Consider the following 8429-nt stretch of genomic DNA (forward strand, 5'->3'; position numbering starts at 1 on the left):
CCACCACCCCCGGCGTTTGACCCCGGTGATCATGAAGTTGTTGCCCTGCGCGCCGGCGTGTCGGAGCAACAACTTCATGATCACCGCGCGGCACGTCACCGGACCGGAGTCGGGCAGGGTTCCCCGGTGAGGTGGGCGGGGGTGCGGGGGTCAGTCGAAGAAGCGGGCCAGGTGGGACGTGGTGGGCGGATCGGCGTCGGGTCCGACGGGAGTGAGGTCGGCGAAGATCGAGGCGCCGTCACAGCCCGCGTGCAGCGGGTACCAACGCGGGGTGCCCGGCGGGCGCTGAAGACAGATCCCCTTGAACGTCTGCACGTCGAGCAGCCGTACGTGGGTCGGGTCGGCCACCGCGTTCACATGCCCCCACCACGGGCTCATCACGTGCAGTACGCCCCCCGGCCGGAGCACCCGGTGACACTCGTCGAGCAGCGGCAGGAAATCGAACAGGTGCTCCAGGATGTGCACCGTGAAGAACACGTCGACCGAGCCGTCGGCGAGCGGCAGGGAGCCCGACAGGTCCGCCACCGCGTCCACCCCGGGGGCCGGGAAGATGTCCAGCCCCAGGTTCCCCGGCCACTGCTTGTTCGGCCCGCAGCCGAGGTCCACCACCACCGGATCGTGCCCGGCGACCCGTACCCGGCACCAGACGCCGAGCACCCCGGCGAGCCGACCGATCCGGTCCCGGGCCAGCCGTAGCTGCTCCGGATCGGCGACCTCGCCGGTCACGTGGGCGACCCCCCGGTCGAAGCGCACCTCCACGGCGAGATCGCGCAGCCGGTCGTCGTGTGCCTTCTGATCGGTCCACGCCTCGGCCAGGAAACCGTCGATCGCCCGCAGCCGATCGCCGGACGGCGGGGTTTGTGCCAACGCGACCATGTCCACCTCCGGCCGCCCGTTACCCGCATCGCCGTCCGGTATGCCTGCCACCGCGGCTGCTCGCGCCGGCTCCGGCACCGGACGGCGGCTGCTCGCGCCGGCTCCGGCCCCGGACGGCGGCTGCTCGCGCCGGCTCCGGCACCGGACGGCGGCTGCTCGCGCCGGCTCCGGCACCGGACGGCGGCTGCTCGCCGCGGCTCCGGCCCTGGACGGCCGCTGCTCGCGCCGGCTCCGGCCCGGAAAACCGCCGTGACTGCGCGTGGAGGTTCGCCGGGCGGCCGCCGCGGTCGCTCGCGCGGGTCGGCCCGGGTGCCCGCCGGGACTCACGGCGGACCGGGCCACGGCGGCACCGACGGGCGGTCCGGCCCGGGGGGAGCGAGGCGGCGCCGGGCAGGTCAGCCGGTCGTGCTGCGGCGCGGGCGGCCCCCGATCCGCATCCGCTGCCGGGGTGGCGGAGCCGCCGGCTTGGGCCGCTTGAGGTGGTAGCGGTGAAGCTCGTTGTTGCCGGGCAGCGACGGATCCTCGCTCATCGCGACCAACTCCCAGCCCTGGTCGCCGGCCCGGTTGAGGTGGGCCAGCGCGGTGTCCCCGTACGGGGTGACGTCGACCATCGAGCCGTCCGGGCCGTACCAGACGAAGACGACCTCCCAGCCGAGGTCGTTCGTGGCCGCCTGGCGCCGGCGGACCAGCAGCGCGTACTCCCACTTGAGCATGGGCTCATTCTCACCCCGGGTGGCGCCGTCGGCACGGCATCAATCCTCGGCGATCCGCCCCGCGTCCACCCGCAGCCGCCGGTTCGTCGCCACCGCGTCGAGCATCCGCCGGTCGTGGGTGACCAGCAGCAGCGTCCCCGGGTAGCCGGCCAGCGCCGACTCCAGCTGTTCGATCGCGGGCAGGTCCAGATGGTTCGTGGGCTCGTCGAGCACCAGCAGGTTCACTCCGCGCCCCTGCAGCAGCGCCAGCGCGGCCCGGGTCCGTTCGCCGGGGGAGAGCGTCGCGGCCGGGCGCAGCACGTGCCCCGCACGCAGGCCGAACTTGGCGAGCAGCGTCCGCGCGTCCGCCGGCGACAGCTCCGGTACGGCGGCCTGGAACGCGTCGATGAGCGGCGCGTCGCCGAGGAAGAAGCCCCGGGCCTGGTCCACCTCGCCGACCACCACGCCCGGGCCCAGCGCGGCGTGACCGCCGTCGAGTGGCAGCCGCCCCAGCAGGGCCGCCAGGAGGGTGGACTTGCCGGCTCCGTTCGCGCCGGTCACCGCCACCCGGTCGGCCCAGTCGATCTGGAGGGTCACCGGCCCGAGCGTGAAGCCGCCCCGGCGTACCACGGCGTCGCGGAGCGAGGCCACGACGGCGCCGGCGCGGGGCGCGGCGGCGATCTCCATCCGCAGCTCCCATTCCTTGCGCGGCTCCTCGACCACCTCCAGCCGCTCGATCAGCCGCTCGGTCTGGCGGGCCTTCGCCGCCTGCTTCTCCGTCGCCTCGGTGCGGAACTTCCGTCCGATCTTGTCGTTGTCGGTGGCCTTGCGCCGGGCGTTCTTGACGCCCTTCTCCATCCAGGCCCGCTGTGCCCGCGCCCGGCTCTCCAGGGCGGCGCGGGTGTCGGCGTACTCCTCGTAGTCCGCCCGGGCGTGCCGGCGCGCCACCTCGCGCTCCTCCAGGTAGGCCGCGTAGCCGCCGCCGTAGTGGTTGACCTGCTGTTGCGGCAGGTCCAGCTCCAGCACCCGGGTCACCGTCCGGGTCAGGAACTCCCGGTCGTGGCTGACCAGCACCGTGCCGGCGCGCAGCCCCGTCACGAACTCCTCCAGCCGCTCCAGTCCGGCCAGGTCCAGGTCGTTGGTGGGCTCGTCGAGCAGGAACACGTCGTACCGGCTGAGCAGCAGCGAGGCCAGCCCGGCACGGGCCGCCTGACCGCCGGAGAGCCCCGTCATCTCCTGTTCGAGGTCCACCGCGAGGCCCAGCTCGGCGGCGACCTGCTCGGCCCGTTCGTCCAGGTCCGCGCCGCCGAGCGTCAGCCAGCGCTCCAGCGCCTCGGCGTAGGCGTCGTCGGCGCCGGCCCGGCCGGCGGTGAGCCCCTCGGTCGCGGCGTCGAGGGCCAGCTGCGCCGCGGCCACCCCGGTGCGGCGGGCCAGGAAGGCGCGCACCGTCTCGCCCGGCCGCCGCTCCGGCTCCTGCGGCAGGTGCCCGACGCTCGCCGTGGGCGGGTTGAGCGTGACGCTGCCGGCCTCCACCGCCAGCAGACCGGCGAGCGTACGCAGCAGCGTCGACTTCCCGGCCCCGTTCGGCCCGACCAGCCCGACGACGTCGCCCGGCGCGACGACCAGGTCCAGACCGGTGAAGAGCGGACTGTCGCCGTGCCCGGCGGAGAGGTTCTTGACGATCAACGTGGCGCTCATGAGGAGGCGAGCCTATCCGGCTGGGTGCACGCGACCCGCCCGGAAGGGGCAGACTCGGCGGAGTGGTGACCACACTGGCGATCGACTGCGGTGGCGGGGGCATCAAGGCCTCCGTCCTCGACGAGGCCGGCACGATGCGGACCCGCCCGTTGCGCGTGCCCACGCCGTACCCGCTGTCGACCTCGCTCTTCGTCAAGACGCTGCTCGACCTGGGCGCCCAGCTGCCCCCGGCGGACCGGGTGACCGTCGGGATGCCCGGCATGCTCCGGCACGGCGTGGTGGTGGCCACCCCGCACTACGTCACCCGGGCCGGGCCGCGCACCAGGGTCGATCCCGACCTGCTCGCCGAGTGGTCCGGCTGGGACGTCCGCTCGGCGCTCTCCGACGCCTTCGGGGTGCCGGCGTTGGTGCTCAACGACGCCGAGGTGCACGGCGCCGGGGTGGTGGCGGGCACCGGCCTGGAACTGGTGCTCACCCTCGGCACCGGGCTGGGCAGCGCCCTCTTCGACGGGGGTGTGCTCGCGCCGCACCTGGAGCTCTCCCACGCGCCGGTGCGCTGGGGCATGACGTACGACACGTACGTCGGCGAGCCGGAACGGCGGCGGCTCGGCGACGCGTTCTGGTCACGTCGGGTTCGGGGGGTGGTCGACGGTCTCCGGCCGGTGTTCCGCTGGGACCGGCTCTACCTGGGCGGCGGGAACTCCCGGTTGATCCGGCCGGAGCAGCTGGCCCGGATGGGCGACGACGTGGTGGTGGTGCCGAACACGGCCGGGATCGTCGGTGGCGTCCGGGCCTGGGACCTGTCCGCCGCCCGCCCTGCCTGACCCGCGGGGACGGGCGTCGGCGCACCGGGGAGGCCGTCCCGACCGCCCGGGAACAGCCGACGCCGGCGCGGTGTTGTGCCAGCGTCAGGAGTACGACCGGCGCGAGACGAGGGAGTGGGCAATGGATCTTCTGGCCGACTACCGGCGGGCGACCATGTTCTTCGAGACCGGTGACCCGACCGAGGCCGTCCGGCTGCTCGAGCCGATCGTCGAGGCGGAGCCGAACAACGCCTCGGTGCGGCAGCTGCTGGCCCGGGCGTACTTCCAGTCCGCCCAGCTCAACCGCGCCGAGGAGCACCTGCGGGAGCTGGTCGACCGGGACCCGAGCGACCACTACGCGCACCACGTGCTGGGCCGTACGCTCGAGCGGCTGAACCGGTACCCGGACGCGCTGCGGCACCTGCGGATCGCCGCCGCCATGCACAGCGGCAACGACGACTACCGCACCGCGCTGCGTCGGGTCGAGACCCGGGTCAGCGGTCGCTGACGTCGGAGCAGACAGAACGGCGAAGGGCAGCCCGGGTGGCTGCCCTTCGCCGTTCCTGGACCCCGTCGCGGGCGGACCTAGGATGAACTGGTGAAGCTCAAGCTCGATCTCCACGACATCTACAACAAGGGCCACGACATCGACCGCGCGCTCCGAGGGATCATGGACGAGGCGGTCGCGAAGAAGGCCACCCTCGTGGAGATCATTCCGGGTAAGGGCTCCGGCCAGCTCAAGAAGAAGGTGCTGCGCTTCCTCGACCAGAAGGACGTCAAGCAGCTCTACCACCGGGTGGAGAAGGACTCCAAGAACTTCGGCCGGCTCTTCGTGCACTTCCGCTGGAAGTAGGCTTCTGCGTCGACCGCGCCGGCGTGGTCGGCCCTCTGGTCCTGAGCGAGGAGCGTGCCCCGGATGGTGGAGAGAAGTGACGTCGAGGCGGCCGCCGCCCGCATCGACGGGCGGGTGCGGCAGACGCCGGTGCTCACCCTCGCCGGCGGCGAGTTCGGCGTGCCGGGGCGGCTCAGCCTGAAGCTGGAGCTGCTCCAGCACGCGGGCTCGTTCAAGCCGCGCGGCGCGTTCAACCGGATGCTGCAGAGCCCGCTGCCGGAGGCGGGGGTGCTCGCGGCGTCCGGCGGCAACCACGGGCTCGCGGTCGCGTACGCGGCGCGGGCCCTCGGCGTACCGGCCGAGGTCTTCGTCCCCGTCACCGCCTCGCCGGTGAAGGTGGAGCGGCTCGCCTCACTCGGTGCCCAGGTGCGGCAGGTCGGCCGGCACTACGCCGAGGCGCTGGCGGCGAGCACCCGCCGGGCCGAGGAGACGGGCGCGCTGGTCGTGCACGCCTACGACCAGCCGGAGGTGGTGGCCGGCCAGGGCACGGTCGGCAGGGAACTCGAACAGCAGCTGGACGGGGTCGACACCGTGCTGGTCGCGGTCGGCGGTGGCGGCCTGGTGTCCGGGATCGCCGCCTGGTTCGACGGCGGGGTGCGGGTGGTGGCCGTCGAGCCGGAGCGGATCCCCACCCTGCACACCGCGCTCAAGGCCGGTCGGCCGGTGGACGTCGAGGTGGACGGCATCGCCACCGACTCGTTGGGTGCCCAGCGGATCGGCGAGATCGCCTTCGACACCGCCCGCCGCACCGGCGTGCTCCCCGTGCTGGTCCGCGACGACGACCTGGTCCGGGCGCGGCGGCTGCTCTGGTCGGAGCTGCGGGTCGCCGCGGAGCTGGGTGGGGCCGCCGCGCTGGCCGCGCTGGTCGGCGGGGCGTACGTGCCGCGCGAGGGCGAGCGGGTGGCGGTCGTCGTCTGCGGCGGCAACACCGACCCGAGCGATCTGGCTCCCGGCCCGCACTGAACCGGCCGACCCGGCGAGCCACCGGCGCCCGGCTCACCCGGGCCCGCTGGCACCCGCGGTCGCCGGTCCGGCCCGCACCGACCATGACGGCTGACCGTGGCCGAGCGGTCCGGCCGGAACCGGCGTGCCGTCAGACGGGGTAGGTGCGGGCCACGGCGAGCATCTCCGAGCTGTGCGAGCCGACGATCCCGACGTCCGGCGGGCGGGGCCGGAAGCCCGGCAGGGCATCCAGGCCGTCGCTGGCGTCCATCGCCCGCAGAGCCAGCCGCTCGGCCTTCGGCGCCACGGTGAGCGTCACCTCGAAGCCCTCCGCCGGTGGGGCGTGGAAGACCACCCCGAAGCCCCAGCGGCCGGACCGGGGTTCGACGGGCACCGGGCGGCCGGCGACCTCGGCGCGCAGCACGGTGGCCGTGGTCGTGTCGACGTGCAGGCTGGCCAGCCGGGCCGGACGCTGCGGGGTGAGCCGCAGTCGCACGGTGCGTTCGCCGCCGGTGGTGCTGTCCGCCAGCACCTCGATCTTCGGGGCGGGCAGGTTCGCCGGCTCCGCCGGGCCGCCGCGCAGGGTCTGGTCGCCGAGCGCCGGGAAATCGTCCAGGGACGCCGGACCCGTGACGTAGCGGCTGGTCCACGGCTGCGGGTCGGTCTCGTCGGTGAGCCACCGGGCCGAGCCGGTGCCCGCGTCCAGCGCGTACATCAGGTGGGTGGGTGCGGGGTGGGTGGCGTCGAAGCGGTCGACGCGGAGCCCGACCCCGGCGCAGACCACCGCCACCACCGCGGCGGCCAGCGCGGGCAATGCGCCGAGCCGCCGGGCCCGGAGCGCCACCAGGCCGCGCTGCCCGCCGGCCCGGGGGTGCAGCAGATCCACCACCGGCAGTACGGCCAGTCCGAGCAGCACCGTGACCAGGGCGGCCACCCCGCCCATCGCCATACCGAGCGCCGGGAAGAGGAGCACCACCGTGGGCAGCAGGATGACCACGCCCACCGCGCCGCCCACGGTGACCGCGACGACCGGCCACGGCCCGTCGATCCGGGTGCCGAGCGCGACGAGACCGGCGAGCGCGCCCGCCAGCGCCGGCAGGGAGGCCAGGTACGCCCCGCCCGGCACCAGCACCGCGAGCACCACCCCGAGCACCGCCAGCCAGCCCAGGCCACCGACGGCGAGCGCGGCCGGACCGATCCGGCGGCGGGTCAGCGCGTACCAGCCGAGGACGACCGTCGCGGCGAGCGCGAGCACGGCGAGCCTGTACCAGATCGGCCGGTACGGGTCGAGCAGTTCGGCGTAGCCCGGCCGGATCGTGGTGATCAGCGCCCAGAGCCCCTGGGCGGCGAGCGGGGCGGCCACGATCGGTGCCAGCGCCAGACCGAAGCCGGCCGCCATCCGGCCCCCGCTCGCCCGACCGCGCCGTCGGGCCAGCCAGCCCAGCGCGCCGACCGCGACGAGCGCGAGCAGCGCGAGCGGAAGGGTCAGCTGTCCGGGGTAACGGACGAGCCCGCCCGGCACCGGGAAGTAGGTGTCGTCGCCGCCGGCGGTCAGCTCGGTCAGGTCGATCCGACCGAACTCCCGGGCCATCCCGAGCGCGTTGTCACCGTGCTGCTGGAGGCTGGCCCGGTCCAGCGCGGCGGCGGTGTCCAGCGGGGTGTGGTAGATCGCCGCGCCGTCGATGTACGCCGAGTTGAGGCCGACGAAGTTCTCCGCCAGGAACGCGGTGAAGTCCGTGTCGTTGGGTAGCGCCCGGTAGATCTCCACGGCGAACGAGGTGCCGACCGGGTGCGGCGCGGACCGGCCGAAGACCTCCACCAACTTCGCGTTCCGCCGCGACGTCTCGAACATGATCACCGGGCCGGTCGAGCCGCGCGCCTCCAGGTTGAGCACGACCCCGCCGTCGGCGGCGAGCGGGTGACCGGACGCGAATCCGGACGCGCCGCAGAGGCACGCCTCCTCGGCGTCGGTGAGCACGAAGACGATGTCGTTGCGGGGCCGCGGGCCGGCGGCCAGCGCCCGGGCCACCTCCAGGATGGCGGAGGTGCCGGCGGCGTCGTCGTTGCCGCCCGGACCGGACTGCACCGAGTCGTAGTGGGCGACCAGGAAGACCCGGCCGGACGGATCGGTGCCGGGCAGCCGGGCCACCACGTTGCGGACCCGGGCCAGCGTGACGCCGCCGGCCGCGCCGCTCAGCTGACCCGCCTCGGGTGCCACGGCGTCCTGCACCTGGGTCTCCAGGCCCAGCTCCCGCAGGACCCGCTCGACGTGCCCGCGGACCTCGTCGTTCGCCGCGCTGCCGGCCGGGTGCGGCCGCGCCGCGATGACCTCGACGTCGCGGTACGCCCGGTCGGCGCTGAACTCGGTCGGCGGCGCGTCGGCCGGCCGGGGCGCCGGGGGTCGCAGGTCGAGGAGGCTGACGGCGCCGACGGCGACCAGCGCGACGGCGGCCGCCACGGCGGCGGCGAACCGGCGCCGGGGCCGGGCCAGCGCCCGGTCGGCGCGGGGCGGGCTCGGAGTCGGGT

Annotated in this window: 8 protein-coding genes; 4 read left to right on the forward strand and 4 right to left on the reverse strand. The window is 74.9% G+C overall.

All coding sequences use genetic code 11. The features are described 5' to 3' along the window. Positions 1-150: 150 nt before the first annotated feature. From E1211_RS28030 to E1211_RS28040, 3 genes are all read right to left on the reverse strand, one after another. Positions 151-876, reverse strand: coding sequence for a methyltransferase domain-containing protein (locus tag E1211_RS28030; protein ID WP_132352568.1), 726 nt, complete (start codon positions 874-876; stop codon positions 151-153). A gap of 395 nt (positions 877-1271) precedes the next feature. After that, complete coding sequence (locus E1211_RS28035) at positions 1272-1589, reverse strand: hypothetical protein (RefSeq protein WP_132352559.1); 318 nt, start codon at positions 1587-1589, stop codon at positions 1272-1274. Between the two features lie 39 nt (positions 1590-1628). Beyond that, the gene (locus E1211_RS28040) at positions 1629-3266 is read right to left on the reverse strand and encodes an ABC-F family ATP-binding cassette domain-containing protein (protein ID WP_132352561.1); all 1638 of its coding nucleotides are present in this window, start codon (positions 3264-3266) and stop codon (positions 1629-1631) included. 62 nt (positions 3267-3328) lie between these two features. Here E1211_RS28040 and E1211_RS28045 point away from each other — a divergent pair, with 62 nt between their 5' ends. The 4 genes from E1211_RS28045 to E1211_RS28060 all read left to right on the forward strand — a co-directional run bounded on the left by E1211_RS28045 (position 3329) and on the right by E1211_RS28060 (position 5924). Next, positions 3329-4090: an ROK family protein gene (locus E1211_RS28045; protein ID WP_132352562.1), complete on the forward strand. Its 762-nt coding sequence runs from the start codon at positions 3329-3331 to the stop codon at positions 4088-4090. Between the two features lie 121 nt (positions 4091-4211). After that, the gene (locus E1211_RS28050) at positions 4212-4577 is read left to right on the forward strand and encodes a M48 family metallopeptidase (RefSeq protein WP_132352564.1); all 366 of its coding nucleotides are present in this window, start codon (positions 4212-4214) and stop codon (positions 4575-4577) included. A 90-nt stretch (positions 4578-4667) separates the two neighbouring features. Beyond that, positions 4668-4922: a Smr/MutS family protein gene (locus tag E1211_RS28055; protein ID WP_120680521.1), complete on the forward strand. Its 255-nt coding sequence runs from the start codon at positions 4668-4670 to the stop codon at positions 4920-4922. Positions 4923-4985: 63 nt separating this feature from the next. Beyond that, complete coding sequence (locus tag E1211_RS28060) at positions 4986-5924, forward strand: threonine/serine dehydratase (protein WP_132352566.1); 939 nt, start codon at positions 4986-4988, stop codon at positions 5922-5924. A 130-nt stretch (positions 5925-6054) separates the two neighbouring features. Here E1211_RS28060 and E1211_RS28065 read toward each other — a convergent pair. Beyond that, the coding region (locus E1211_RS28065; protein WP_243709727.1) for a M28 family peptidase at positions 6055-8429 on the reverse strand (2375 nt) is incomplete at its 5' end.

Origin of the sequence: Micromonospora sp. 15K316 (assembly GCF_004348525.1) — a bacterium.
In the GTDB taxonomy this organism is placed as follows: domain Bacteria; phylum Actinomycetota; class Actinomycetes; order Mycobacteriales; family Micromonosporaceae; genus Micromonospora.

Coding starts and splice junctions, on each gene's coding strand:
- E1211_RS28040 (WP_132352561.1), bottom strand. CDS start 3,266: ATGAGCGCCACGTTGATCGTCAAGAACCTCTCCGCCGGGCACGGCGAC.
- E1211_RS28035 (WP_132352559.1), bottom strand. CDS start 1,589: ATGCTCAAGTGGGAGTACGCGCTGCTGGTCCGCCGGCGCCAGGCGGCC.
- E1211_RS28050 (WP_132352564.1), top strand. CDS start 4,212: ATGGATCTTCTGGCCGACTACCGGCGGGCGACCATGTTCTTCGAGACC.
- E1211_RS28060 (WP_132352566.1), top strand. CDS start 4,986: ATGGTGGAGAGAAGTGACGTCGAGGCGGCCGCCGCCCGCATCGACGGG.
- E1211_RS28030 (WP_132352568.1), bottom strand. CDS start 876: ATGGTCGCGTTGGCACAAACCCCGCCGTCCGGCGATCGGCTGCGGGCG.